The following is a 24,716-nucleotide window of genomic DNA, read 5'->3' as shown; positions in this document are numbered from 1 at the left end:
CGATGCAGCCCGTCTCGCTCAGCTCGCCGCTGCTCGTTCTCGATCAGCCGGTGCTCGCCGACGCCACTCTCATGTTCGAGTTCTGTCAGGACCCGGTTTTCGAGCGGTTCCTCACCGTTCCCTGGCCGTACAACGCCTCCGACGCCGAGACATTCATTTCACGGTATATACCGGGGGCGTGGAAGTCCGACGAGGAATATACCTGGGCGTTGCGCTCACCGGACTCGCCGAATCTGATGGGAATCATCTGCCTGCGCGTGCCCAGCGGGTCAATCGGCTTCTGGCTGGGAGCGCGCCATCGCGGCAACGGCTTCATTCCAGAGGCCCAGCGGCTCGTCGCCGATTGGGCGTTCGCCGAGGGAATCGTCAACGCGATTCATTGGGAATGCTTGGTCGGCAACATCCCGTCGTCACGGGTTGCCCGCAAGGCCGGGTTCACTTTCACCGGTGAGGGCCCGTCACTGGCCGCCTATCGTGACGGCTCGCATCCGATGTCGTGGCAGGGATGGTTGCATGCGGACGACGACCGTTCACCGAAGGACGGTTGGCCCGAGGAGGTTCTGGTTCCATGACCGATGCCGTGCCGCTCGTCGTGTTGTTTGACCTTGACGACACGCTCTTCGCTCACCGTACTGCGGTGGCCGAAGGAATTGTGCGACATATGCAGCTCACCGGCGGCGTCTTCAGCACCGCTGAGCCGGCCGCCGCGATCACACTCTGGAACTCGCTCGAGGAGGAGCACTACCACTCCTATCTGGCCGGGCGGCTCGACTTTCAGGGGCAGCGCCGGGCGCGAGCCCGTGACTTCGCCGCGGCTCACGGGGTCGAGCTGGGCGAATCGGATGCCGGAGCGTGGTTCGACGCCTACTTCGATCACTATCAGGACAGCTGGAGCCTGCATTCGGACGCCATACCCTGCCTCGAAGCACTGGAGCAGGCGGGGGTGCGCCTCGGTCTGATCACCAACGGCGATCTCGCTTTTCAGCAACGCAAATTGCAGGTGACCGGGCTGGAGTCGCGGTTCGAACAGGTCGTCGCCTCCGGGTCGGTCGGGGTGGCGAAGCCCGACCCGGCCATCTTCCGGCTCGCCTGCGACCTCTTCGGGGTGGCGCCGGCATCCGCTGTGTATGTCGGCGACCGCCTGCGGACGGATGCGATCGGTGCCGCAGCGGCGGGTCTCACCGGAGTCTGGCTCGACCGTCACGGGGCGTCAGAGGCGGCTCAGGGCGTGGAGGCCGCCGGAGGTGCCGCTCAGACCGCACGGGGCGTTTCCTCGGCGCAGGCCACCGACAGGGCGGCTGTCGAGGTCGCTGAGGCGGCAGACTCTGTTGGTGCTGGTGCTGGTGCTGGTGCTGGTGCTGGTGCTGGTGCTGGTGCTGGTGCTGGTGCTGGTGCTGGTGCTGGTGCTGGTGCTATCGCCGACGCTGATGCCGCAGAGGCCGCTCATCTCGGCGTCATTCGGATCACGGGTCTGGCGGAGCTGCCCGCGGTTCTCCACCTAGCGACCTCACACTGAGCAAGCGCCTTGCGCTGAAGCCACCGACCGTCGTCCTCGGAATCCCCGCGGCTTCCTTGAGCTGTTGTACCCGTGGCTAACTCCGGGGATCGTGTCGGCGCGTCCAGGAGATCCGCTCAATGATCTGGCTCGATATTCGCAGCCGCGGAGATTCCCGGAGTTACCAACATCGGCGGATGACGAGTTCGGAGCCCGCGCCTGGCGTGGTGCTGACGGCTAGAGGATGATCGTGCGGTAGTTGCGATCGCGGCCAGGAGTCCTGCAATCGCTGCGAGTACCCGCTCAGGGTTGAAGATGATGTCCCGGTAGAGCGCTCGATAACTCATGTATTGGGCCGCGGCAAGGTCGCAGTCGCGGGTACGGTCACGCACTTGCGCTGCCCAACCCTCGTGGAACTTGCGACTATCCGCCTCGACGACCAGGCATCCCTCGATCACCATGTCGACCCGGCCGACTCCGTCGATCGAGACTTGAATCTCGAAGTCGTAGCCGGCCGCGCGCACGATGAACCGCAACACAGATTCTTGACCCGACTCGCTCCGCGCATCGATGAGCGCGCGGAGGTAATGCAGCTCGCTGGGCACCGCCGCGAAAATTGTCGAAAGCGCGCTGCGCGAGATGAGCTTGAGATGGAGCGCATTGTCGAGGGGGGCCAGGGCGAAACGGGTGGTTGACACCGCACGATCTGCACGAGAGCGTCGATGAGTCCCACCCGGTATTCAGTGCCGTCCCGCGGATCGAGAAGCACATCCCAGTGAAGCTCAACGCCATCGCGATTGGCCGTTGTCAACCGCTCGAATCTGTTGTGCGGCGAGCGGAGTCGGGATGCCTTCGGTGCGAGATGCACGTGCGCGAATGTTGTATCAAGAGCGAAGACGCCAGCATCTGCCGCTGCGGAGATGCAGGCAAGTCGTCCGCCCAGCCGAACGGCTTCGAGACTGTGCCGGTCGATCTCGGGAAGTGCATAGTGTCCGCGACGCGCTCGGATCAGGAGGCCGTTGTCGACGGCACCCTTCAGCGATCTCCAGGTCGCACCATTTGCGAGGAGTGCATCGCTCCCGGCGATTCTGATTTGATTGTCATGGAAGTAGTCGGCCCAGGTCATGGCCGAGAGTCTGCCTGCGGCATGGCTCGGGACAGCTTCATCCGGTCGATCCGTGCAGAACTCGCCCGACCGACATCGGTGGGTAACTCCGGTAATCCCACATTCTGATCGAGCACTGCCGCACTGGTCCGGGAGCGCCCGGCTCATGCTCCCGGGATCACCGGAGTTAGCCACACAACACCGCCACAGGAGTAGAACGCAGAAGCCCGACCACCACGTGAGTGGCGGCCGGGCTTCTGAGGTCGAACAGGTCGAAACAAGTCGAACTAGTTGAACAGGTCGAACAGGTCGAACAGGTCGAACAGGTCGAACAGGTGAAACTAGTCGAACAAGCGCTAGTTAGCGCACGTCCTCGTCGACCCAGTCCAGCGTCTTCGTGACCGCCTTCTTCCAGTTGCGCAGCAGACGCTCGCGCTCGGCAGCATCCATGTTGGGCTCCCAGCGGGCGTCTTCCTGCCAGTTCGCGCGCAGGTCGTCGAGGCCATTCCAGAAGCCGACAGCGAGGCCGGCCGCATAGGCCGCACCGAGCGCCGTCGTCTCGGCGACAACCGGACGCACCACCGGCACGTTCAGGATGTCTGCCTGGAACTGCAGCAACAGGTTGTTGGCTGTTGCGCCGCCGTCAACCTTGAGCTCCGTCAGCGGCACACCCGAGTCGGCGTTCACGGCATCCAGAACCTCGCGGGTCTGGAAGGCGATCGCCTCGAGGGCGGCACGGGCGATGTGCCCCTTGTTCACGTAGCGGGTCAGACCGACCAGCGCGCCACGGGCATCCGCACGCCAGTACGGCGCGAACAGGCCAGAGAACGCCGGCACGAAGTAGGCGCCACCGTTGTCGTCGACCGAGGCGGCCAGCGTCTCGATCTCTTCCGACGACCCGATCATGCCGAGGTTGTCACGCAACCACTGCACGAGCGAACCGGTGACGGCGATCGATCCCTCGAGCGCGTAGTGCACCGGCGCATCGCCGAGCTTGTAGCCGACCGTGGTGAGCAACCCGTTCTTCGAGTGGATGATCTCCTCACCCGTGTTGAAGATCAGGAAGTTGCCGGTGCCGTAGGTGTTCTTCGCCTCGCCCTGGTCGAATGCCGCCTGACCGAAGGTCGCGGCCTGCTGGTCGCCCAGGATGCCGGCCACCGGCACCTCGCGCAGCAGGCTCGATCCGTGCACCGTGCCATAGACCTCTGACGAGCTCTTGATGGTGGGGAGCATCGACTTCGGAACGTCAAACGCGGCGAGGATCTCGTCGTCCCATTCCAGGGTCTCCAAGTCCATGAACATCGTGCGGGACGCGTTGGTCACGTCGGTGACGTGCACGCCGCCCTCGATGCCGCCGGTCAGGTTCCAGAGCACCCACGAGTCGGTCGTGCCGAACAGCAGGTCGCCGGCTTCCGCCCGCGCCCTGGCACCCTCGACGTTCTCCAGGATCCAGACAATCTTGGTTCCCGAGAAGTAGGTGGCCAGGGGCAGGCCGACCTTCTGCTTGAAGCGCTCGACGCCGCCGTCGGCGGCCAGGCGGTCAACGATCGGCTGCGTGCGGGTGTCCTGCCAGACGATGGCGTTGTAGACAGCCTCACCGGTGTTCTTGTCCCAGACAACCGCAGTCTCACGCTGGTTGGTGATGCCGACAGTTGCGATGTCGTGACGCGTCAGATTTGCCTTGGACAGTGCCTGACCGATGACCTCGCGAACGTTATCCCAGATCTCCTTCGGGTTGTGTTCAACCCAACCGGCCTGCGGAAAGATCTGTTCATGTTCGAGCTGGCCGGTCGAGATGATCGACCCGGCCTTGTCGAAAATGATCGCACGACTGCTTGTCGTGCCCTGATCGATCGCGATGACGTAATCGCCCATAGGTAACTCCTTCGTTATGAATGCGGTACGGAACTAAAAGACGAGACGACAGCCAGGCGTCGGGCGGATGCCCGCGCCAGCGCCTACATGCCGAGGATCGGCAGCAGCACCAGGGAAGACCAGCCAGCGATCAAACCACCGATGACGGGGCCGACAACCGGAACCCACGAGTAGGACCAGTCAGACGAACCCTTGCCCCTGATCGGCAGGATGAAGTGCGCGATACGCGGGCCAAGGTCACGAGCGGGGTTGATGGCGTAACCGGTCGGACCACCGATTGAGGTACCGATGACGAGCACGAGCAGCGCAACTGGCAGAGCACCGAGGGCAGCAAGTCCGCCCTCGCCCTGACGTCCGCCACCGAACGCGATCACCACGAACACCAGCACGAACGTGCCGATGATCTCAGTGACGAGGTTCCATCCGTAGGAACGGATGGCCGGGCCGGTGGAGAAGACGCCGAGCTTGTTTGCCGCTACCGGCTCTGCGTCGAAGTGCTGCTTGTATGCCAGCCAGACGACGACCGCACCAAGGATGGCACCGACGAATTCGGCTGCGATATAGGCCAGCGTCGAGCCCACGTTGATGGGGACTTGCGCTGCACCACCGAAATTGTCAGCACCTGACGCGATGACGCCAAGCACAACAGCGGGGTTCAGGTAGGCACCTGAGTTGTAGGCGGCGATCACACCGGTGAAGACTGCGAAGCCCCATCCGATGGTGACCATGAGGAACCCGCCGCCGAGTCCCTTCGTCTTGGCCAGAGCGACGTTGGCGACGACGCCACAGCCGAGCAGCACGAGGAGGGCGGTTCCCACGACCTCCGACAGAAATGCAACACCGAGATTGTCCACTTTGACCTTTTTTCCTTAGGAGTGAGAAGAGTCACACTTTCGTGATTCTTGTGAAACCGTATCGGCTCCGCCTCACCCTAATAGGGGGATTTCTGTGCACATTTGTGCAACGTTTGGCGACCAGTGGCGCACAGGACGCGTGCCGGCGCTGCCCAGGAGGCTCACCGGGCACGCACCGACGGTGCACCGACGGCGCACCGGACACGCACCGGAGACGTTCACGACGCCTCCGGCGCACGCGCTTAGGCGCTGGCGAGAGCTTCCTGGCGGTGCGGGGCCAGCACGACGCCGTGGACGTCGGCGAGCTCATCGACGGTCGCAGCGATCTCGGCGTTGAACCGCGCGTCATCCCAGCCGAGCACCGGTGCGACGAGCCCCGCGATCTCGGTGAGCAGTTCGAGGCTCAGACCGCCGACAAAGGCCATGCTCGTGCGGCGAAGCAGTACGTCGACCAGGTGCACCACCGACTCCGTGGCCGCCAAGTACTCGATCTCGCGGCGTGAGTAGTCGGCGTTGTGGCGCAGCGGCGCGTCGGGTTCTTCGACGATCCACCCGATCACATCGGAAGCGCGGGTGCCGTAGCGGGCCAGCAGGGTCGTGGCGCGAGGCACACCCACCTCGTCGCCGTGTGCGGTCACCCACACCTGGTGCGCGGCATCCGTGGTCGGGAAACCCTTGCCGCCACCGATGGCGAGGCCTTCGGTCGAGACGACGCGCGGGAGGTTCAGCAGAGTCAGGATGTCACCGCTCAGGTGCTCGGCGAGGGCGCGGAACGTGGTCCACTTGCCGCCGACCAGGCTGAGCAGCGTGCCGGCGCGAGCGCCGAGCGGACGGGACTCGATGCGGTAGTCGCGGGAGACGAACCCCGGGGCCTCGTCGTCGTGGCGCGGCAACGGGCGCACGCCGGAGAAGCGGTAGACGATGTCGGACCGGTCGACGGCCACCTGTGGGAAAACGTGCGCGACGAGTTCGAAGAAGTAGTCGACCTCGGCTTCGGTGCAGCGGATGGGCTGGGTCATGTCGTGCTCGAGATCGGTGGTTCCGACCAGCACGCGCCCCTTGAGCGGGTAGATCAGCACGATACGTCCGTCGCTGTGCTCGAAGAAGATCTCGCGGCCGCCGGTCGCGGCGAGCAGTGCCGGGTTGTCGAGCACGATGTGCGAGCCCTTGGTGCCGCCCATGAACGCGCTGGCCTCGCCGAGCGCCTGGTTGGTGAGGTCGGTCCAGGGGCCGCTCGTGTTCACCACCACGTCGGCGGCGAAGCTGAACTCCTCGCCGGTGACGGTGTCGCGCAGGCGCACGCCGTCGGCGTCCATACCGACTGCCTCGACGTAGTTGGCCGCGCGGGCGTGCGGGCCCGCGTCAAGACCGTCGCGCAGCACGTCGAGCGCCAGACGCTCGGGATCGTGCATCGATGCGTCGTAGTAGGTGGCCGTGTACTTGAGGGACGGGTTCAACTCGGGAAGCTGGCGCAGCGACTCCTTCGCACCCCGGAACTCGTGACGCGGCACACTCCCACCATCGCGCGAGAAGGAGTCGTAGAGACCGAGGCCGAGCTTGATCAGCAGCGCCCCGCGCTCCTGCGGCTTGCCCTGCTTGTGGGTGAGAAAGCGCAAGGGCGCAGACAGCACGCCAGAGAAGGTCGAGAAGATCGGCACCGTGGTCTTCAACGGCTTGACGTAGTGCGGGGCGATCTTGATCAGAGAGTTGCGTTCTTCCACCGACTCCTTGACCAGGCGGAACTCGCCGTTTTCGAGGTAGCGGATGCCGCCGTGAATCATGTGCGACGACGCGGCCGATGCGCCGGACACGTAGTCGCCGCGGTCGACGATCGTCACGTCGACGCCCTGGAGGGCCAGGTCGCGGAATGTCGCGATCCCGTTGATCCCGGCGCCGATGACGAGCACCTGGGCATTCGGGCGCTCCGTGAGAGCTGACGTTGTAATTGACCTTGGCGTGACGTTTGAAGACTTCACGGACTCACCTCTACTGTCGTGTCGGCTTGCAGCGGGGCGAGCCGTGTGTATAAATACAGCTTGAACAATCCGTCACAAACGGTCAAGCTGGGTGAACATACGTGCAAGGAGCCGAAATGGGCCAGACAGACGATGAGATGCAGTCGGATCGCACCCGCGATGCGCTCACTGCCGCACATCTTTACTACATGCAGGACCTGACGATGGATGCCATCGCCCGGGAGCTCCACACCTCGCGATCCTCGATTTCGCGCCTTCTCAGCCATGCTCGGGCCAGTGGTTTGGTGGACATCCAGATCCACTCCCCCCTCGATGCGCCGAGTCGGTTGGAGAAGACGATCCTCGATCGTTTTCAAGTCGCCGCCCACGTCGTCCCCGTGCCGGATCACGTCAGCGACGTCGACAGATTGGAGAGAGTCGCCCTCTCGGTTGCACGAATTCTCGGTCAGTATTTCGACTCGAACATGACGATGGGCGTCGCCTGGGGGTCGACGGTCAGCGCCATCAGCCGGCACCTGACCCCGAAACAGACCCACAACTCGCAGATCGTGCAGTTGAACGGAGCCGGAAATATGCGCACGACGGGCATCGGCTACGCGAGCGAGATTCTGCGCCGATTCGGCGATGCGTTCGGCGCTCATGTCCAGCAGTTTCCGGTTCCCGCCTTCTTCGATGACCCGGCGACCAAGAACGCCCTCTGGCGCGAGCGCACCGTGAGCCGTCTTCTCGAAATTCAGGCACATATGGATGTCGCATTGTTCGGACTCGGTTCGACGTTCTCCGAAGTGCCGAGCCACGTCTATGCGGGCGGCTACCTCGACCAGAAAGACTACGAATCTCTCAGCGCCTCTGGCGTGGTGGGTGACGTGGCGACGGTGTTCTTCCGTGCCGACGGGAGCTCCGACGGAATTCCGCTCAACGATCGCAGCAGCGGACTCGACTTCGACGTCTTGCGACGCACCCCGCGCCGCATCTGCGTCGTGTCGGGCATCTCCAAACTCGAAAGCCTGCGTGGCGCCTTGGCCGCCAATCTGATCACCGACCTCTTCGTCGACGAGGGAACCGCGCGCGCGCTCGTCTCCGGCTAGGGAACACCGCTTTCCGTGACGCGGGAATACTCCGCGCGCCGCCGCGTTGAGCTATAACTGAAGATAAGAAACGTGCTCCGGGGTCGGTGTGAATCCGAACCGGCGGTGAAAGTCCGCGAGCCGCGTCATCTGATCAGTGCAAGCTGGACAAGTGACACGGTTGAGCTGGTGAAATTCCAGTACCGACGGTTAAAGTCCGGATGGGAGGCGCACGAGTCGAGAGGTCCCTGCGACCTGTCGACGGGTTTCGTCAACGCTCGACGCCCAAAATCCCCCGGAGATTCGTTACCGAAACGAATGAGGGCGATATGGCGGAGCAGTCCGATCTCGAAGCTGCGATGCGGCGCGCGCTGGAGTTGGCGGCCCAAGGCCCGGCTCGAGGTGTGAACCCTCAGGTCGGCTGTGTCATCCTCGATGACGACGGGCAGCAGATTGCCGAAGGCTGGCACCGCGGCGCCGGCACAGCACACGCCGAGGTCGACGCGCTCTCGAGGCTCTCCCCCGGCGCCGCCCACGGCGCGACCGCTGTCGTCACTCTCGAACCCTGCAACCACACCGGTCGCACCGGCCCCTGCGCCCAAGCACTCATTGACGCCGGCATCGCCCGTGTCGTCTACGCCGTGTCCGATCCGGGTGACGCCTCGGCCGGCGGCGCCGAGCGGTTGCGCGCTGCCGGCGTCGACGTGCAGGCCGGTCTCCTCGCGGATGACGCGACCGCGTTGATCGCGGACTGGCTGGCGGCCGCACGGCTGGGTCGCCCGGTCATCACATTGAAATGGGCATCGAGTCTCGACGGACGGGCCGCGGCCGACGACGGCAGCAGCCAGTGGATCACCGGGCCGGAAGCCCGAGCCGACGTTCATCGCCGCCGTGCCGCGTCCGACGCAATCATCGTCGGAACGGGCACTGTCCTCGCCGACGACCCGTCGTTGACCGCTCGGGATGCCGCCGGCCAGTTGCTGAGCGAGCAGCCGGTTCCCGTCGTGATCGGCACACGCCCCGTTCCGAACAGCGCGGCGCTTCACCGCCACCCGCGTGCGCCGCTATTCTTCCCGACCATTGATCTGAATGCGGTCGTGCGCGACCTGCATGCGCGCGGCATCCGGCACGCCTTCGTCGAGGGCGGCCCGACGCTGGCCAGTGCGTTCGAAGCTGCCGGCCTCGTCGACCGCTACCTCATCTATCTCGCGCCGACCCTGCTCGGTGGCGGCCGCACCGCCCTCGGCGACATCGGCGTCGGCAGCATCTCCCAGCAGCACCGCCTCGCCATCGACAGTATTGAACGCCTCGGCGACGACCTTCTCGTCGTTGCCAGTCCAAAATCATCCAGGCCAGAATCAGCCAGACCAGAATCAGCCAGACCAGAGAATAGGAACTGACATGTTCACCGGAATCATCGAGGAACTCGGTCGCATTGAACGGGTGGAACGCAGCGCCGACGCGGTGCGGCTGACCATCCGCGGCCCCCTCGCCGTCACCGGCGCCGGGCACGGCGACTCGATCGCGGTCAGCGGCGTCTGCCTCACCGTCGTCGATCAAACGCCCGACAGCTTCACCGCCGATGTGATGGAACAAACCCTGCGCATGTCGACCCTTGACGCCGCGGTCGTCGGTTCGGCGGTGAACCTCGAACGGGCCGCCCTGGTCGGCGACCGCCTCGGCGGACACATCGTGCAGGGACACATCGACGGCACGAGCACGTTGCTCGCCGTCACTCCGGGTGAGGCCTGGCGAGTATTGCGATTCAGCCTCGACCCGGCTCTGGCCCGACTCGTCGTCGACAAGGGCTCGATCGCCGTCGACGGGGTGTCGCTGACGGTGAGCAACATCAGCGACGCCGCGGAGTCCGACCAGTGGTTCGAGGTGTCGTTGATTCCTGAAACCCTCACCGCGACCACTCTCGGCGAGCGCGTGGTCGGAGACCAGGTCAATATTGAAACCGATATCGTCGCCCGACATGTCGAGCGCATCCTGTCGCTCTCCTCTCCCGCGCTCGCCCCGACGCTCTCCTCAGCGCCGTCCCCGTCAGCCACGCCCTCCACGCAGAAAGAAGCAAGGAACGCATCATGAGTCTCTCCGACATTCCCACCGCCATTGCCGCGCTGCGGCTCGGAAAGCCGATCATCGTCGCCGACGACGAAGGTCGTGAGAACGAAGGTGACGTAATCATCTCGGCCGAGCTCGCCACGCAGGAGTGGCTGGCCTGGATGGTGCGGGTCACCTCCGGATTCATCTGCGCGCCGCTGACGAACGAGCTCGCCGACAAGCTCGCACTGCCGGAGATGGTCACCGCCAACGAGGATGCCCGCGGCACCAATTACACGATCAGCGTCGACGCCGCCGATCGCACCAGCACCGGGATCAGCGCCTCCGACCGCGCGCACACGCTGCGCGTCTTGGCCGACCCCACGTCGACGCCGGCCAGCCTGCACCGGCCCGGTCACATCCTTCCGCTCCGCGCCGTCGACGGCGGTGTGCGCGAACGCAACGGTCACACCGAGGCTGCGGTCGATCTGATGAAGCTCGCCGGGCTCAGCCCGGTCGGCGCGATCTGCGAGATCGTCGCCGACGACGGCGAGATGATGCGCCTGCCCGGTCTGCTCGAAATGGGTGAGCGGGAGAACCTCCCGGTGATCACGATCGCCGCCCTGATCGACTACCTGCAGGAGTTCCACTGCGACACTCCGCTCGAAGCGGCAACGCCGATCGAAGAATCACCCCGGGTCGATTTCGAGGTCGAGACGACAGTGCCGACGACTCACGGGTCGGTCAAGATTCGTGCCTACCGGGACCGGATGACCGGCGCCGACCATGTCGCCCTCGTCTCCGGGACTCCCGTCGACGGCGCTCTCGTACGGGTGCATTCCGAGTGTCTGACCGGTGAAGCGTTCGGGTCACTGAAATGCGAGTGCGGGCCGCAGCTCGATGCCGCGCTCGACACGATTGAGGCCGAGGGCGGGATCGTGATCTACCTGCGTGGGCATGAGGGTCGCGGCATCGGCCTGATCAACAAGCTGCGTGCCTACAAGCTGCAGGAGGAGGGCCTCGACACCCTCGACGCGAACGTCGCCCTCGGCCTGCCGATCGACGCCCGCGACTACACCGCGGCGACGGCCATCCTGCACCAGATGGGCATCTCCTCGATTCGGCTGCTCACCAACAACCCCGAGAAGGTGCGCCAGCTCGAAGCCCACGGCATTGAGATCGCCGAGCGGGTCCCCCTGATCGTCGGCGTCGACTCGCACAACGAGGGCTACCTCAACGTCAAACGTGACCGGATGGGTCACGACATCGCAGCAGAAGTTTTGAAGGGAAACGCATCATGAGCGGAGCAGGCTCCCCCACCATCGAGGTTGACGGCTCAGGCCTCACCATCGTCATCGTCGCCGGCCAGTGGCACGACGTGATCAGCGACGGGTTGATCGCCGGGGCGAGCCGGGTGCTCGAGGCCTCCGGTGCCAGCTACTCGCTCGTGCGCGTGCCGGGCAGTTTCGAACTGCCCGTCGTCTGCAAGGCCGCGCTCGAGAACGGCGCCGACGCGGTGGTCGCACTCGGCGTGATCATCCGCGGCGGAACACCGCACTTCGAGTACGTGTCGGCTGCGGCGACGGATGGCCTCACCCGAGTGGCGCTGGACACCGGCAAGCCCGTCGGCTTCGGGTTGCTCACCCTCGACGATGAGCAGCAGGGGCTCGACCGTGCCGGTCTGCCCGGGTCGAAGGAAGACAAGGGCGAGGAGGCGGCAACGGCTGCGTTGGAGACCGCGCGGGTGTTGGCGGGGTTGCGCGGGTAGTCGCCCTCGCGCGATCGTCGCTTAGAGCAGAACGAGCCGATCTCCGAACGCGGGTTGCGTGTGGAGATCGGCTCGCTTGGTCTCGAGACACGGGCTCGCTTCGCTCGCTCGCCCTCGACCACCGAGTCTGTTTGGTTACGGCTTCCAGACCATCAGCACGACGACGGCGACGAGAAGCAGCGTCGCAACGCCGCTGCCGGCGGCGATGGCCGGGTAGCTGGCGCGACCGGCCGAGGCATCCGCACTCGGGGTGGCCTCGATTGCTTCGGCGGCCTTGCGCATCGTCGGAACGACGAGGAACACGCTGAGGGCGAGCGCCACGACGTAGAGAATGATCGACCAGAGAATCCACGGGGTGGTGATCGAGAGGTTGAACTTCTCGTCGGCCATACCCATGACCCCGAACCCGAAGACAACCACCAGCAGCGACAGCCAGCTGAACAGGTTGGTGGACTTCGCCAGCATGGCGACCTGGCCGGCGTTGCCGGCACGAACGGCGCGCATGGCGCTCATGGGGAGAATGGCCATCGGGCCGACAATAAAGACAGCTCCGACAACGTGCAGGATGCTCATGACAGTTTCCATAGTGCCCACACTAGCGAGGAGTCAACGCCGCAGACAGGAGGCGCGCGCCGTCTCCCCCGATGTGGGGGCATAGGCTAGTTCATGGACGCCATAAGCTGCCAGCCCCATTTCTGCCGAGCCGACCGCTGACCTTTCCGCCTGAACGGCGTACACCGGTGTGGCCGATTTCCGCCTGATCGAAAGCGCCGCACTTTCATGTCATCATCCACAGCATCCGCCCCACTGGCCGCGCCGGCGACGCCGGCGAATCCACGTAGCCGTGTCATTCTCGCCAGCCTCATCGGCACGACGATCGAGTTCTACGACTTCTACGTCTATGCCACCGCGGCGGTTCTCGTCTTTCCGCACCTCTTCTTTCCGACCGGAAACCCGACAACGGCGCTGCTCGCGTCGTTCGCCGTCTTCGGCGCGGCCATGGTCGCGCGCCCGCTCGGCGCAGTCTTCTTCGGCCATCTCGGCGACCGGGTCGGCCGCAAGACCACGCTCGTTGCCGCGTTGCTCACCATGGGAATCGCAACCTTCCTGATCGGCCTGCTGCCGACCTACGCGCTGATCGGCTGGTTCGCACCGCTGCTTCTCGTACTGCTGCGTCTGGCGCAGGGCTTCGCGCTCGGCGGTGAGTGGAGTGGCGCCGCCCTTGTGGCGACCGAGAACGCCCCGGCCGGCAAGCGTGCCCGATTCGGTACCTACCCGCAATTGGGTGCGCCGATCGGCTTCATCATCGCCAATGGGCTGTTCCTGATCATCGCGGCGATTCTTCCGTCCGATGACCCCACCCGCCCCTCCGACGCCTTCCTCGACTGGGGCTGGCGCATCCCGTTCCTGTTCTCCGCCGTCATGGTCATCGTGGGCCTCTGGGTGCGTCTGCGCCTGGTCGAGAGCGACGCGTTCACGAAGACGGCGTCGGCCGGCAAGCTCGTCAAGATGCCGCTCGCGATCGTGTTCAAGCTGCACTGGCGCCAGCTCATCCTGGGCACCTTCTTCATGCTCGCCACCTACGTGCTCTTCTACCTGATGACCACGTTCTCGCTCAGCTATGGCCGCGCTCCCGAGAGCCCCACCGAGCCGGGAGTGCTGCCGGGCCTCGGCTACAGCTACACCACCTTCGTCCTGATGCTCATCGCCGGCGTGCTGTTCTTCGGTGCGTTCACCTGGCTGTCGGGTCCGTGGGCCGACAAGTTCGGCCGTCGCAAGACGCTGATCTGGGTCACCACCGGAATCATCGTGTTCGGTCTGATCTGGGTTCCGTTGCTCGGAGCCGGGTTCGCCGGCGTGATGCTGTGGCTGGTCATCGGCTTCAGCCTGATGGGCATGACGTTCGGGCCGATGGGCGCATTGCTGCCCGAACTGTTCCCGACCAATGTGCGCTACACGGGTTCCGGCATCTCGTACAACGTCAGCTCGATCCTCGGCGCGGCAGTCGCACCGTTCATAGCCGTCTGGCTCTGGACCCTCGGCGACGGCAGCCCGTTCTTGGTCGGCGTCTATCTCGCGATCATGGGCGCGATCACCCTCGTGGCGTTGCTGCTGAGCAAGGAAACGAAAGACATCGACATCGACCGCTAGTTCGGCGAGTTCGTGAAGGCCGCGCCGCGCATCCGTCATCGGATGCTGGCGCGGCCTTCTGTCTTATGCCCCTGGTGTGGCGTTCTTTGGCGTGCGCTCACCCGCCAGGCGCGGTTTCTTACGCGCGCCAGCGGGGATACCGCGCGCCCGGGCCGACCACGGGACGCCCGGAGGCGAACCTACGCCCGCGTCACAGCGGTTAAGCTCGTTTAGTGAGCACCTCCACCAGTTCGTCACGTACGTCAACTCCCACCGCTGAGGCATCCGTCGGGTCATCCGCCGGACCCTCCACCCGCGCCAAGCCCGCCGCACAGCGCCCCTCCGGGCGTTCACGGTTCGGACGCCGCGGAGCCGAACAAGTCGGCCCGCGCGCCAGCTTCAAGCAGCTGCTGCCCTACCTGCTCGAGCACAAGAAGGTGCTCAGCGTGGTCATCGTTTTGAGCGTGATCGGGGCGGCCGCGAGCCTCGCCCAGCCGATTCTGGTCAGCCAGGTCATCGAGGTGGTGCAGGCGGGACATACGCTCGGCTCGCTGGTCTGGGCGCTCATCGCCCTGGTGGTCATCTCCGGCGTGATCAGTGGTTATCAGCACTACCTGCTCCAGCGCACCGGCGAGGGGGTCGTGCTGTCCAGCCGCCGCCGACTTGTCGCACGGATGCTGCACCTGCCGATTTCGGAGTTCGACACGCGTCGCACCGGTGATCTGGTCTCCCGTGTCGGGTCAGACACGACGCTGCTGCGCGCCGTGCTCACCCAGGGACTCGTCGACTCGGTCGGCGGCGCGCTCACCTTTGTGGGCGCCCTCATCGCCATGCTCATCATCGACCCGGTGATGCTCGGACTCACCGCGCTCGTGATCGCCGTCTCCATCGTGGCCGTGACCCTGCTGTCGCAGCGCATCCGAACGGCCAGCCACGCGGCTCAGGCCAAGGTCGGCGACCTGGCCGCCAGCGTCGAGCGCGCGATCAGCGCCGTGCGCACCGTGCGCGCCGCCAACGCGACAGAGCGCGAGATCGCGATCGTCGAAAAGGATGCCGAAGGCGCCTGGCGAATGGGCATCAAGGTCGCGAAGATCTCGGCTCTCGTTGTTCCGATCGCCGGGATCGCCATGCAGGTGTCGCTCCTCGTCGTGCTCGGGGTCGGTGGCTTCCGCGTCGCCAGCGGAGCGATCACCGTCGCCGACCTGGTTGCGTTCATTCTCTTCTTGTTCATGATGATCATGCCGCTCGGCACCGCCTTTGGCGCCCTCACCTCCGTGAACTCGGCGCTCGGCGCACTCGGCCGCATTGAAGAGATCATCGCTCTGCCGTCGGAAGACCAGTTCGACCGCGACATCGCTCCGCTTGCGATCACCGTCGGAGCGGCCAACGAATTGGTGAACCCCGAATCTGCGGCGATCGAATTCGAGGATGTGCACTTCGGCTATGCCGCGGCCGTCGCCTCGGTCGATGCCGAGGCCGAGGTGACGAAGCGGTCCTCTCCGGAAGCGAAGGCTGCCGCAGCCACAGTGGCGGCTGAAGCAGCCGAGGCGTCCGCCTCCCGTGAGCCCGTGCTGCACGGAGTCTCGTTCAGTGCGCCGCGCGGGCTCCGCACCGCCCTCGTCGGCCCGTCGGGCGCGGGCAAAAGCACGATTCTCGCGCTGATCGAACGTTTCTATGACCCGACCGGCGGCGTCGTGAAGCTCGGCGGCCTGGACATCCGTTCGCTCGATCGCACCGCGCTGCGCTCGCAGATCGGCTACGTCGAGCAGGATGCGCCGGTGCTGGCCGGCACCATCCGCGATAACCTGACGCTGGCCACTCCGGATGCCACCGACGAGGAATGCATCGCCGTGCTGCACGCCGTCAACCTCACCGAGGTGCTCGAGCGCGACCCGGCCGGACTCGGCGCCGCCGTCGGCGAAGACGGTGTCATGCTCTCCGGCGGCGAGCGTCAGCGTCTCGCCATCGCGCGGGCGCTGCTGGCGGCCCCGCCCATCCTGCTGCTCGACGAATCGACGTCGAGCCTCGACGGCGTCAACGAGCAGAAGATGCGCGAGGCGATCGACGCCGTCGCGGCAGATCGTACGCTCATCGTGATCGCGCACCGCCTCTCCACAGTTGTCGACTCCGACCAGATCGTGGTGCTCGACCACGGCCAGGTCGTCGGAACCGGCACCCACTCCGAGCTCGTCGCGTCGACGCCGCTCTACCGCGATCTGGCGAAGCACCAGCTGCTGGTCTAATCGCGCGGGGCTCAGGTGACGCTGACGCTGATTCGGTGCCAGCCGGTCGCCCCATCGGGGGCGGGCGGCGCTTCCGCGCTGGTCTGGGTAGAGCCGGAGGCGTCGGTCGCCCGCACCTCGATCGTGTGGTCGCCGACGGATGCGTCCCAGTCGAGCACCCATTGCCGCCACGTGTCGGCGGAGACCGAATCGGCCAACCGTGCCGGCTGCCAGCTGCCACCGTCGACGCGCACCTCGACTCGGTCGATGCCGGTGTGCTGGGCCCACGCGACTCCCGCGACGGCCGTGCGGCCCGCAGACAGGGCGGCACCGCTTCGGGGCGTGTCGATCCGTGATTGGGTCTTGATCGGACCGCGGGCCGACCAGCCCTTGTCGGTCCAGTACCCGGTCTCGTCGGCGAATCGAGTCACCTTCAGCTCCACGACCCATTTGGTCGCCGACACGTATCCGTAGAGTCCCGGTACGACCATACGCACCGGGAATCCGTGCTCCAGCGGCAGCGGCTTGCCGTTCATCCCGACAGCCAGCAGGGCATCCGTGCCCGGATCGAGAAGCACGTCGAGGGGTGAGCCGGCTGTCCAGCCGTCCGCGCTCCGGGAGAGCACCATGTCGGCGCCGCCGGACGGCCCGGCGCGCTTCAGAATCTCGTGGATCGGATAGCCGAGCCAGGCCGCGTTGCCGATCAGATCGCCGCCCACCTCGTTCGAGACGCAGGCCAGGGTCACCATGTGCTCGGTCAGTGGCAGCGCGAGCAGGTCGGCGAAGCTCAGCGTTACTTCGCGATCGACCATCCCCACCACGCGCAGCTTCCAGTCGTTGGGGTTCACCGCAGGTACCTGCAATGCCGTGTCGATGCGGTAGAACTGGCCATTGGGCGTGACATACGTCGCCAGCCCCGGCACGTCGAGTTCGGCACCCGCTGGAACCGACGGAGCAGCGACCGCAGGTTTCGGCAGGCGCAGGGCCTCGCGCACCCCGCTCACCGCGGAATTCGCGGCGTTGCTCAACTGGGAGCCGACACCCACGATCAGGGCGGCAACGGCGCCCAGCCCGGCGAACGTGAGAAACGACCGCCGATCAACGCCTGCTGCCGCGGACGCCCGCTCTCCCTCCCCCTGGCTTCCTCGCCACCGTCGCAGTCGGGCGATCGACTGCCGCAGCACCCAGATGCCGACCGCTGCACCGAGGGCCGTTGGCAGCGCCCAGACGATGGATGCCGACGGCCGGGTCACGACCGCCAGCGCCGCAATCGCTGCCACGGCCACCAGCACAATCGTCCCCACCGGCGGCCTCTCGAACTCGGCCACCCCGGTGAACAAAGCGAGCACGAGCAGGAACACCCCGAGGCAGATGAACAACACGAGTTTGTCGGACGTGCCAAACAGACTGATGATCCACGTCTTGAAACCGGGCGGCGACAGGTCGACGATCCAGCCGCCGACTGCAAAGAGCGGGCTACTGGCCGGGGCGACGAACAGAGACGCGAATTCAGCGAGGGCAAGGGTGACGACCGCGCTGAGAAGCCCGCAGGCCGCGGCCAGCCAGCGCCACTTGTTCACATGCACTCGCGTTGAGGACACGGCACCAGACTACGCCCCCGGGTATCGGCGCGACCGGGCTGTCACCGAGCCACCGCGGTGAGGTGCCAGCTTGTGCTCGTTGCGCGCTCTTCGCACGAGCAAAAATTGACACCGCACGGTCATCACACCGCGCGGGTGAAGCGCAAGGTGAGCAACTGGAACGGGCGCAGCTCCAGGGTGAACGCCGCCGGATCAGCCGGGTCGACGGCGAGCGACGCCCGCGCCTCGGCGACCGGGCGCTCCAACAGGTCGGTCTCCGTGACATCCGTCGCCTCGAAATGACGGATGACCGTGGCCCGCGCCCGCGAACCGTGAGCCTCGTAGATCCGCACGATCAGGTCGCCGCTGCGGTCTTCGGCCAGTTTGACCGCCTCGACCACGACCGCCGGGTTGTCGACGGAAAGCAGCGGCTCGACCGCGGTGCCGGCCACCCCACTGACGGTGCGGAGCGGCAGGTTCAGCCGGTAGCCCTCCGCGATCGCGTCGGGGATTGCGGCGCCCACCCGCAGCGCGACCCGAAATTCGTGGCGCCCCTGGTCGGCGTCGGGGTCGGGATAGAGCGGTGCCCGCAGCAGCGACAGGCGCACGACGGTGCCGACCGAGCCGGCCTCATCCGTTGCCCGACCGATCGAGTGCCCGTAGGTTGAATCGTTCGCGATTGCCACGCCGTAGCCCGGCTCGCCGACGTGCACCCAGCGATGCGCGACGGTTTCGTAGCGGGCGGCGTCCCATGACGTGTTCGTGTGCGTCGGCCGGAACACATGCCCGAACTGAATTTCGGAGGCCGCCCGCTCGGCCTGCAGGTCGAGTGGGAACGCGAGCTTGAGCAGCTTCTGGCGTTCGTGCCAGTCGACCGAGAGAGCGAAGTCGAGTGTGGGCGAATCGGCGTCGAGAGTGATCTTCTCGGTGACCGTGGATGCTCCGAAGGAACGCGTGATCCGCACGCCGACCGAGCCGGGTGCTGCCGTTTCATCGATGATCTCGATGCTGTCGGCGCGCGTCAGGTCGGTCACAACGTGCGTGTAGCTCGCGTCGAGGTCCCAGGCATCCCACTGGTTCGGGATGTCCCGGTAGACCTGCAGCAGATTGCCGTGACCGCCGACCGGGATCAGCTCGCGGTCGGCGCCGAGGTCGCGCAGCGAGACGAGCAACCCGTTGGCGTCGATCGTTGCGACGACTCGCGCGTTGGCAAGCACGATCCCCGCCGCCGTGCGGGTGACGGAGGCGCTCCCCCGAGCGCCCCCCGTCCCCATTCCCCCCGAAATGCCACCGATCTGCCCCCCGAGCCCAGGTGCCCCTTGCACCGCATATGGCCCAGCATTCAGTAGCACCGAGTGATCGCCCGCTCCCACCAGCGTGCGCACCGCCGTCTCGATCGTCTCCCCCAACATCGTGGCGACGGCGGCATAGTTGCGCTCGGCTTCACGATGCACCCACGCGATCGAGGAACCGGGCAGGATGTCGTGGAACTGCTGAAGCAGCACCGTGTGCCAGGCCTCCTCGAACGCCTCATACGGGTACGGCGCCCCCGAGCGCACCGCCGCGGTGGTCGCCCACAGTTCGGCCTCCCGCAACAGATGTTCGCTCCGACGATTGCCTTGCTTCGTGCGCGCCTGCGACGTGTAGGTGCCGCGGTGGAACTCGAGATAGAGCTCCCCCGACCAGACCGGCGGCTTCGGATACTCCGCCTCGGCGGCTTCGAAGAACCGGTGCGGGTTCGACAGCTCCACGGTCGGCGATCCCTCAAGCGACGCGGTGCGCCGTGCGGCGGCGATCATCTCCGCGGTCGGCCCTCCTCCGCCGTCCCCCCAGCCGAAGGGAATCAGCGAGGTGTTCGCCATCCCCTTTTCAGAGAAGAGACGCTCGGCACGGGCGAGTTCGGCACCGGACAACTGCGCGTTGTAGTCGGCGACCGGAGGAAAATGGGTGAAGATCCGGGTGCCGTCGAGGCCCTCCCAGAGGAACGTGTGGTGCGGGAACACGTTGGTGTCATTCCAGGAGATCTTCTGCGTGAGAAACCAGCGCGCGCCGGCCGCACGGGCGATCTGCGGCAACGCCGCTGAGTAGCCGAACGAGTCGGGAAGCCAGACATCGAGCGGTTCAACGCCGAATTCTTCGAGAAAGAATCGTTTGCCCGCCACGAACTGGCGCACCAGCGCCTCGCCGCCCGGCAGATTGGTGTCCGATTCCACCCACATCCCACCGACCGGCACGAAGTTGCCCGCCGCGACGGCCTGACGCACCCTCTCAAACAGCTCGGGATAGAACTGTTTGAGCCACGCGTATTGCTGGGCCGACGACGCCGCGAAGACGAAGTCGGGGTTCTCCTCGATCAGACTGAGCACGTTCGAGAAGGTGCGCGCGACCTTGCGCACGGTCTCGCGCACCGGCCAGAGCCAGGCGCTGTCGATGTGCGCATGCCCGACCGCGTGCAACCGGTGGGCGCTGGCGTTCGCGGGGCGGGCCAGAACCTCGGCGAGTGCCTGCCGTCCCGCCGGGGCGGTCCCGGGGACATCATCGGGGTCGATGGCATCCAGGCTGCGCTCCAGCGCGCGCAGAATCTCGGCTCGCCGGGGAGTCGTCGTGGGCAGCTCGTGCAGCAGGCCGTTCAACGTCCAGATGTCCTGCTCGAGTTCCCAGACCGCGACGTCTCGGCGAACGACATCGGCTTGACGAAACGTGTAGGTCGGCCCGGTTCCGGCTGTCGCTTTGTCGCCGAGCGGCGTCGGGGAGAAGGTCCAGTTGCCGGCGAGGTCGGGGTTGGACGCCGCCTCGACATAGATGTCAATCGACTCGCCTGGCGCTCCGACGATCGGAACTCGACGGTTCTTCGACTCGATGGCCTTGATGATGGTTCCATCGGGCTGGTACGCGGTGCCCTCAACTTGGAAGCCGGGCGCCACACCGTTGAACCCGAGATCAATGACCAGTTCGACCCGCACAGCCTGATCCACATTCCAGTCGGCGGGAACCGTGCCCGTCAGATGAAACCAGGTCGTCCCCCACGGAGCCCCCCAGCTCGTTCCCACTGCGAACGGTTCGAACGGCTGCTGCACCGCCTCGCTGAACGGCACCGGCTCATCTGGAACCTCCCAGGCGCTGATCGTCAGCCCCACCGCCTCGCGATACATCGCTGATTGCAGCCGTTCGCGAACGAATCGATCGATTCGCGCGTGAACCAGCGCGCTGTCGTCGTGCATGGCGTCTCGCCTCCTACCCTTTGATTGCGCCGGACATGGTGAAGGATCCGCCCATACCGCGCGAGACCAACACATAAAGCAGTATGACCGGCACGGAATACAGCACTGAGAATGCCGCGAGCTGGCCATAGGCGACGGCCCCGTACTGGCCGAAGAAGCTGTAGATGCTCACGGCTGCCGGCTGCTTGCTCGGCGAGAGAAGCAGCACGAACGGAACGAAGAAGTTGCCCCAGGACTGGATGAACACGAAGATGAACACCACTCCGAGTCCCGGTCGCATCAACGGAACGACAATCTGTCGGAGCGCCTTCATCGCACTCGCCCCGTCGACCCAGGCCGCCTCTTCGAGGCTCACCGGCACCGAGTCCATGAAGTTCTTGGTCATCCAGATCGCCATCGGCAGCGCGGTCGCCGCCATGAAGAGCACCGTCGCCGGCATCGAATCCAGCAGGCTGAGCCGAACGAAGAGGCTGTAGACCGGCACCATGATCGCCGTGATCGGCAAGCAGGTGCCGAACAGGATGACGTACATGAAGCTCGTGTTGAATCGCATCGAATAGCGGGAGAGCGGGTAGGCGGCGAGCACGGATGCGATGACCGTCACGATCGCGGTGCCTCCCGACAGCAGCAGGCTGTTCCAGAGCGGCAGAAACGTCAGTTCGGGGGTGAGTACCGCGCGGAAGTTGGCCAGCGAGAATTCCTCGGGAATCTGCGTCTGGTAGCTGGCCTGTTCGTCGAGGGAGGCGAGAATCAGCCAGCCCAGCGGCAACAGAAAACAGAGCGCGATCACAACGAGCACTCCGTTGGCCAACAGCGCCGAGACCGCCTTGCGCGGCGAGGCAACGGATGTCCGCCCCGGGCGCTGTGCCAGAGCGACGGGCAGTCCCGTCGAGTCTGCGTTCGTGGGAAGAAGAGTGGTGGACATCCGTCAGTCCCTTCCCGGGCGGAGTGCGCGCACGTAGATGAGGGAGAAGACCGCCCCGATGATCAGCATCACGGTGGCGATCGCGGTGCCGTATCCAATGTCGCTGAACCGGAACGCCTGCACATACGCCATCAGCGGAAGGGTCATGCTCTGGTTGCTCGGTCCGCCGGCGGTCATCACCCAAATGAGGGTGAACACCGCCAAAGTCTGCAACGTGATGAGCATGAGGTTCGTCGCGATGCTCTTGTTGATCATCGGGATCGTGATCAGTACCAGCCGTTTGACACCGCCGGCGCCGTCGATCATCGCCGCCTCGGTGATCTCGGTCGGCACATCGTTCAAGGCGGCACGGTAGACCATCATCGAAAAAGCCGTGCCGCGCCACGTGTTGGCGAGCACGATCGCGAGCATCGGAAGACTGAACAACCAATTGGGACCGGTCATGCCGACGGATGCCAGCACCTGGTTGAGCGTCCCATCCTCGCTGAAATACGCGTAGGCGACGAATGCCGCCACGATCTCGGGAAGCACCCAGGCGGCAACGACGACGGTGCCGACAATCCCACTCAGCACGCGGTTTGCCTTGTTCATCGCCAGGGCGATCCCGAGACCCAGAACGTTCTGCCCGATTACCGCCGACGCGAGAACGAACACCACCGTAAGCCAGAGTGACAGCGGAAAAAGTGGATCCTGCAGCAGCTTGACGTAGTTGTCGAGTCCGATCCAGGCGGGATCCTTCGCGTTGGGCCCGGTCAGTGCCGCATTCGTGAACGAACCGTAGAACGACCACACCACCGGCCCGAGCAGAAAGACGGCCAAGAGCAGCACAGCAGGGAGGAGCGGGGCCAGCCGCACCAGATTCCGTCTGCGGTGGCCCGGGCGGGCGCCGGAACTCTGAAGTTCCGGCGCCCCTCCGTCAGTTTCACGGGTCCACGCGAGTGGCTCGACAGTCACCGGCGCTAGTTCTTACTGATCTTGTCGGCTCCGACAATGCCTTCAAGTGCGGTGTCGTACGCAGCAGCAGCCTCATCAACGCTTTGCGTGCCGGTGATCACGGCTTCAGTCGCCGCCTGAATCGCCGCGGAAATCTTCGGGTAATCGGAGGTGGCCGGGCGGAAGTGGGTGACAGCGACGAGCTTCGTGACATCCTCCACGAACGGGTTCGCGGCCAAATAGCTCGGCTCCGATGCCACATCGGTGCGTACGGCGATCTGCGAATTGTTGATCGCGTACCAGAGGGAGTTCTCCTGGTTCAGGGCGCGGGCGAGGAAATCGAAGGCCAGGTCGGCGTTCTCGGTCTTCGCTCCCACTGCGAGGGTCCAGCCGCCGGACAGGCTCACACCATTCGGGTCCTGCCCGTTCTGGGTCGGGAAGGCCGCGACGCCCATGTCCGTCTCGTAGGCCGGCCACGGCCACGAGCCGCCATCCTGCCAGAACGACGGAGTGTATGAGCCCTCGACGGTTCCGCCGAGTTTGCCCTGCGGGAAGAGCTCTCCGAAGACCTTCTTCCACACGTTCGGGTCGAGTGCATCCGACGGATCAACGGCAAGCTTTTCCTTGTACAAGGTGTCAAGGAAGCCGAGTGAGTCTTTGAACCCTTGCGAACCCACGATCCATTTCTGCTCCTTCTCGTTGTAGAGGGCGGAGTCGGCGCCGGTTGCGGTCGTGCCGTAGAGCAACTCGTAGAAGCTCTGCATGACCGTGCCCTCGCCCGTCCCTGTGCCCGCATACATATTGAACGGAACAACGCTGGGGTCGGAAGCCTGAATCGTGCGGGCGGCGTCTAAGACGTCGTCCCACGTCTTCGGCTGCCACGGAACGTCGATTCCGGCCGCGGTGAACACCGGCTTGCTGTACCAGATGGCCCGTGTGTCCGTGCCCAGCGGGACGGCGTACACACTGCCGTCGTCGCCCTGGCCGGCTGCTTTGGCGCCGTCGTCGAACTTCGACCAGTCGTCCCACGACGACACCTGGTCGTCGAGGTTCAGGAGGTAGCCGGCCGCGATGTCGGAGCGCAGCCGAAAAGTGTCCTCGTAGAAAACGTCGGGGGCGGTCTCCGCGGACTGCTGCGACAACGCGAGCTTGGTTGAGTAGTCATCATCGTTCGCCTGGATCGGCTGCAGCTCGACGGTCACCCCCTCGTGCGCCGCTTCGAACTCCGGTTTGACCTTCGAGAAAAGGGTATCCAGTGCAGTGAAAGAATCTGTCTTCTGGTAAACGATCTTCAGCGTCTTCGGGCCATCGCCACTTTCTGCAGCGGGCGTGCACCCCGCAAGAGCGAACATTGCCGTCCCCGCCAACACAGCTACTGCAAATTTTACGTTGCGACGCATGATGCTCCCCTTTGCTTCAGGTGTTCCCCGCCCTGATGCGCGCCGACCACTGTGTCGACGAGTGACGTGAGCTAATAGTAAATCGAATGGACTAACTGAGCAAGCGACGACCGTAACAG

At 65.3% G+C, this 24,716-nt stretch carries 19 protein-coding genes and 1 riboswitch; of the genes, 9 read left to right on the top strand and 10 right to left on the bottom strand.

Annotation, left to right across the window (positions count from 1 at the left end; translation table 11 throughout):
- Nucleotides 1-2 precede the first annotated feature (2 nt).
- Both AC1DCF_RS13730 and AC1DCF_RS13725 read left to right on the top strand, forming a co-directional pair.
- On the top strand, nucleotides 3-572 hold the full coding sequence (locus tag AC1DCF_RS13730) for a GNAT family N-acetyltransferase (protein WP_441791759.1): 570 nt from the start codon (nucleotides 3-5) through the stop codon (nucleotides 570-572).
- Entirely contained in the window at nucleotides 569-1,516 is a 948-nt protein-coding gene (locus AC1DCF_RS13725) for an HAD family hydrolase (RefSeq protein ID WP_477211490.1), read from the top strand. Before AC1DCF_RS13730 ends, AC1DCF_RS13725 begins: the two co-directional genes overlap by 4 nt.
- A gap of 116 nt (nucleotides 1,517-1,632) precedes the next feature.
- On the opposite strand, the gene AC1DCF_RS13720 is transcribed toward AC1DCF_RS13725, so the two are convergent.
- The 4 genes from AC1DCF_RS13720 to AC1DCF_RS13705 form a co-directional block, all read right to left on the bottom strand.
- Nucleotides 1,633-2,193: a hypothetical protein gene (locus AC1DCF_RS13720; RefSeq protein WP_477211489.1), complete on the bottom strand. Its 561-nt coding sequence runs from the start codon at nucleotides 2,191-2,193 to the stop codon at nucleotides 1,633-1,635.
- A 767-nt stretch (nucleotides 2,194-2,960) separates the two neighbouring features.
- Nucleotides 2,961-4,475, bottom strand: a complete 1,515-nt coding sequence (glpK, locus tag AC1DCF_RS13715; RefSeq protein ID WP_477211488.1) for a glycerol kinase GlpK — start codon at nucleotides 4,473-4,475, stop codon at nucleotides 2,961-2,963.
- Between the two features lie 83 nt (nucleotides 4,476-4,558).
- A complete protein-coding gene (locus AC1DCF_RS13710; protein WP_477211487.1) occupies nucleotides 4,559-5,329 on the bottom strand; it encodes an MIP/aquaporin family protein in 771 nt (256 codons plus the stop codon).
- A gap of 242 nt (nucleotides 5,330-5,571) precedes the next feature.
- A complete protein-coding gene (locus tag AC1DCF_RS13705; protein WP_477211486.1) occupies nucleotides 5,572-7,305 on the bottom strand; it encodes a glycerol-3-phosphate dehydrogenase/oxidase in 1,734 nt (577 codons plus the stop codon).
- Between the two features lie 116 nt (nucleotides 7,306-7,421).
- Here AC1DCF_RS13705 and AC1DCF_RS13700 point away from each other — a divergent pair, with 116 nt between their 5' ends.
- The 5 genes from AC1DCF_RS13700 to ribH all read left to right on the top strand — a co-directional run bounded on the left by AC1DCF_RS13700 (nucleotide 7,422) and on the right by ribH (nucleotide 12,186).
- The gene (locus tag AC1DCF_RS13700; protein WP_441791753.1) at nucleotides 7,422-8,393 is read left to right on the top strand and encodes a sugar-binding transcriptional regulator; all 972 of its coding nucleotides are present in this window, start codon (nucleotides 7,422-7,424) and stop codon (nucleotides 8,391-8,393) included.
- A 69-nt stretch (nucleotides 8,394-8,462) separates the two neighbouring features.
- A riboswitch (FMN riboswitch) is annotated at nucleotides 8,463-8,609 on the top strand.
- Between the two features lie 92 nt (nucleotides 8,610-8,701).
- The gene (gene ribD / locus AC1DCF_RS13695; RefSeq protein ID WP_477211485.1) at nucleotides 8,702-9,772 is read left to right on the top strand and encodes a bifunctional diaminohydroxyphosphoribosylaminopyrimidine deaminase/5-amino-6-(5-phosphoribosylamino)uracil reductase RibD; all 1,071 of its coding nucleotides are present in this window, start codon (nucleotides 8,702-8,704) and stop codon (nucleotides 9,770-9,772) included.
- 1 nt (nucleotide 9,773) lies between these two features.
- The gene (locus AC1DCF_RS13690; protein WP_477211484.1) at nucleotides 9,774-10,463 is read left to right on the top strand and encodes a riboflavin synthase; all 690 of its coding nucleotides are present in this window, start codon (nucleotides 9,774-9,776) and stop codon (nucleotides 10,461-10,463) included.
- Nucleotides 10,460-11,719, top strand: coding sequence for a GTP cyclohydrolase II (gene ribA / locus AC1DCF_RS13685; RefSeq protein WP_477211483.1), 1,260 nt, complete (start codon nucleotides 10,460-10,462; stop codon nucleotides 11,717-11,719). The genes AC1DCF_RS13690 and ribA overlap by 4 nt, the downstream gene beginning before the upstream one ends.
- The gene (gene ribH, locus AC1DCF_RS13680; protein WP_477211482.1) at nucleotides 11,716-12,186 is read left to right on the top strand and encodes a 6,7-dimethyl-8-ribityllumazine synthase; all 471 of its coding nucleotides are present in this window, start codon (nucleotides 11,716-11,718) and stop codon (nucleotides 12,184-12,186) included. The genes ribA and ribH overlap by 4 nt, the downstream gene beginning before the upstream one ends.
- Before the next feature lie 135 nt (nucleotides 12,187-12,321).
- Here the strand turns inward: ribH and AC1DCF_RS13675 are convergent, their stop codons facing one another.
- Complete coding sequence (locus AC1DCF_RS13675) at nucleotides 12,322-12,771, bottom strand: DUF2269 family protein (RefSeq protein ID WP_477211481.1); 450 nt, start codon at nucleotides 12,769-12,771, stop codon at nucleotides 12,322-12,324.
- Between the two features lie 195 nt (nucleotides 12,772-12,966).
- Between AC1DCF_RS13675 and AC1DCF_RS13670 the strand changes: the two genes are divergently transcribed.
- Both AC1DCF_RS13670 and AC1DCF_RS13665 read left to right on the top strand, forming a co-directional pair.
- Nucleotides 12,967-14,337 (top strand): MFS transporter, encoded by a 1,371-nt coding sequence (locus AC1DCF_RS13670; RefSeq protein ID WP_477211480.1) that lies wholly within the window; start codon nucleotides 12,967-12,969, stop codon nucleotides 14,335-14,337.
- Nucleotides 14,338-14,549: 212 nt separating this feature from the next.
- Complete coding sequence (locus AC1DCF_RS13665; protein ID WP_477211479.1) at nucleotides 14,550-16,559, top strand: ABC transporter ATP-binding protein; 2,010 nt, start codon at nucleotides 14,550-14,552, stop codon at nucleotides 16,557-16,559.
- A gap of 11 nt (nucleotides 16,560-16,570) precedes the next feature.
- On the opposite strand, the gene AC1DCF_RS13660 is transcribed toward AC1DCF_RS13665, so the two are convergent.
- The 5 genes from AC1DCF_RS13660 to AC1DCF_RS13640 all read right to left on the bottom strand — a co-directional run bounded on the left by AC1DCF_RS13660 (nucleotide 16,571) and on the right by AC1DCF_RS13640 (nucleotide 24,597).
- Complete coding sequence (locus AC1DCF_RS13660) at nucleotides 16,571-18,139, bottom strand: molybdopterin-dependent oxidoreductase (protein ID WP_477211478.1); 1,569 nt, start codon at nucleotides 18,137-18,139, stop codon at nucleotides 16,571-16,573.
- Between the two features lie 122 nt (nucleotides 18,140-18,261).
- Complete coding sequence (locus AC1DCF_RS13655) at nucleotides 18,262-21,339, bottom strand: alpha-mannosidase (protein ID WP_477211477.1); 3,078 nt, start codon at nucleotides 21,337-21,339, stop codon at nucleotides 18,262-18,264.
- 13 nt (nucleotides 21,340-21,352) lie between these two features.
- Nucleotides 21,353-22,264 (bottom strand): carbohydrate ABC transporter permease, encoded by a 912-nt coding sequence (locus tag AC1DCF_RS13650; RefSeq protein ID WP_477211476.1) that lies wholly within the window; start codon nucleotides 22,262-22,264, stop codon nucleotides 21,353-21,355.
- A gap of 3 nt (nucleotides 22,265-22,267) precedes the next feature.
- Complete coding sequence (locus tag AC1DCF_RS13645; RefSeq protein ID WP_441791842.1) at nucleotides 22,268-23,122, bottom strand: carbohydrate ABC transporter permease; 855 nt, start codon at nucleotides 23,120-23,122, stop codon at nucleotides 22,268-22,270.
- Nucleotides 23,123-23,223: 101 nt separating this feature from the next.
- Nucleotides 23,224-24,597 (bottom strand): extracellular solute-binding protein, encoded by a 1,374-nt coding sequence (locus AC1DCF_RS13640; RefSeq protein WP_477211475.1) that lies wholly within the window; start codon nucleotides 24,595-24,597, stop codon nucleotides 23,224-23,226.
- Between the last annotated feature and the right edge of the window lie 119 nt (nucleotides 24,598-24,716).

The organism is Leifsonia sp. 10L418 (genome assembly GCF_056395445.1).
This window is presented reverse-complemented; position numbering and strand designations above follow the sequence as displayed.

Bases quoted from the DNA above. Each gene is read 5' to 3' on its own strand.
- AC1DCF_RS13730 (WP_441791759.1), top strand. From the start codon at position 3: ATGCAGCCCGTCTCGCTCAGCTCGCCGCTGCTCGTTCTCGATCAGCCG.
- AC1DCF_RS13725 (WP_477211490.1), top strand. From the start codon at position 569: ATGACCGATGCCGTGCCGCTCGTCGTGTTGTTTGACCTTGACGACACG.
- glpK (WP_477211488.1), bottom strand. From the start codon at position 4,475: ATGGGCGATTACGTCATCGCGATCGATCAGGGCACGACAAGCAGTCGT.
- AC1DCF_RS13700 (WP_441791753.1), top strand. From the start codon at position 7,422: ATGGGCCAGACAGACGATGAGATGCAGTCGGATCGCACCCGCGATGCG.
- ribD (WP_477211485.1), top strand. From the start codon at position 8,702: ATGGCGGAGCAGTCCGATCTCGAAGCTGCGATGCGGCGCGCGCTGGAG.
- AC1DCF_RS13690 (WP_477211484.1), top strand. From the start codon at position 9,774: ATGTTCACCGGAATCATCGAGGAACTCGGTCGCATTGAACGGGTGGAA.
- ribA (WP_477211483.1), top strand. From the start codon at position 10,460: ATGAGTCTCTCCGACATTCCCACCGCCATTGCCGCGCTGCGGCTCGGA.
- ribH (WP_477211482.1), top strand. From the start codon at position 11,716: ATGAGCGGAGCAGGCTCCCCCACCATCGAGGTTGACGGCTCAGGCCTC.
- AC1DCF_RS13675 (WP_477211481.1), bottom strand. From the start codon at position 12,771: ATGGAAACTGTCATGAGCATCCTGCACGTTGTCGGAGCTGTCTTTATT.
- AC1DCF_RS13670 (WP_477211480.1), top strand. From the start codon at position 12,967: ATGTCATCATCCACAGCATCCGCCCCACTGGCCGCGCCGGCGACGCCG.
- AC1DCF_RS13655 (WP_477211477.1), bottom strand. From the start codon at position 21,339: ATGCACGACGACAGCGCGCTGGTTCACGCGCGAATCGATCGATTCGTT.
- AC1DCF_RS13650 (WP_477211476.1), bottom strand. From the start codon at position 22,264: ATGTCCACCACTCTTCTTCCCACGAACGCAGACTCGACGGGACTGCCC.
- AC1DCF_RS13640 (WP_477211475.1), bottom strand. From the start codon at position 24,597: ATGCGTCGCAACGTAAAATTTGCAGTAGCTGTGTTGGCGGGGACGGCA.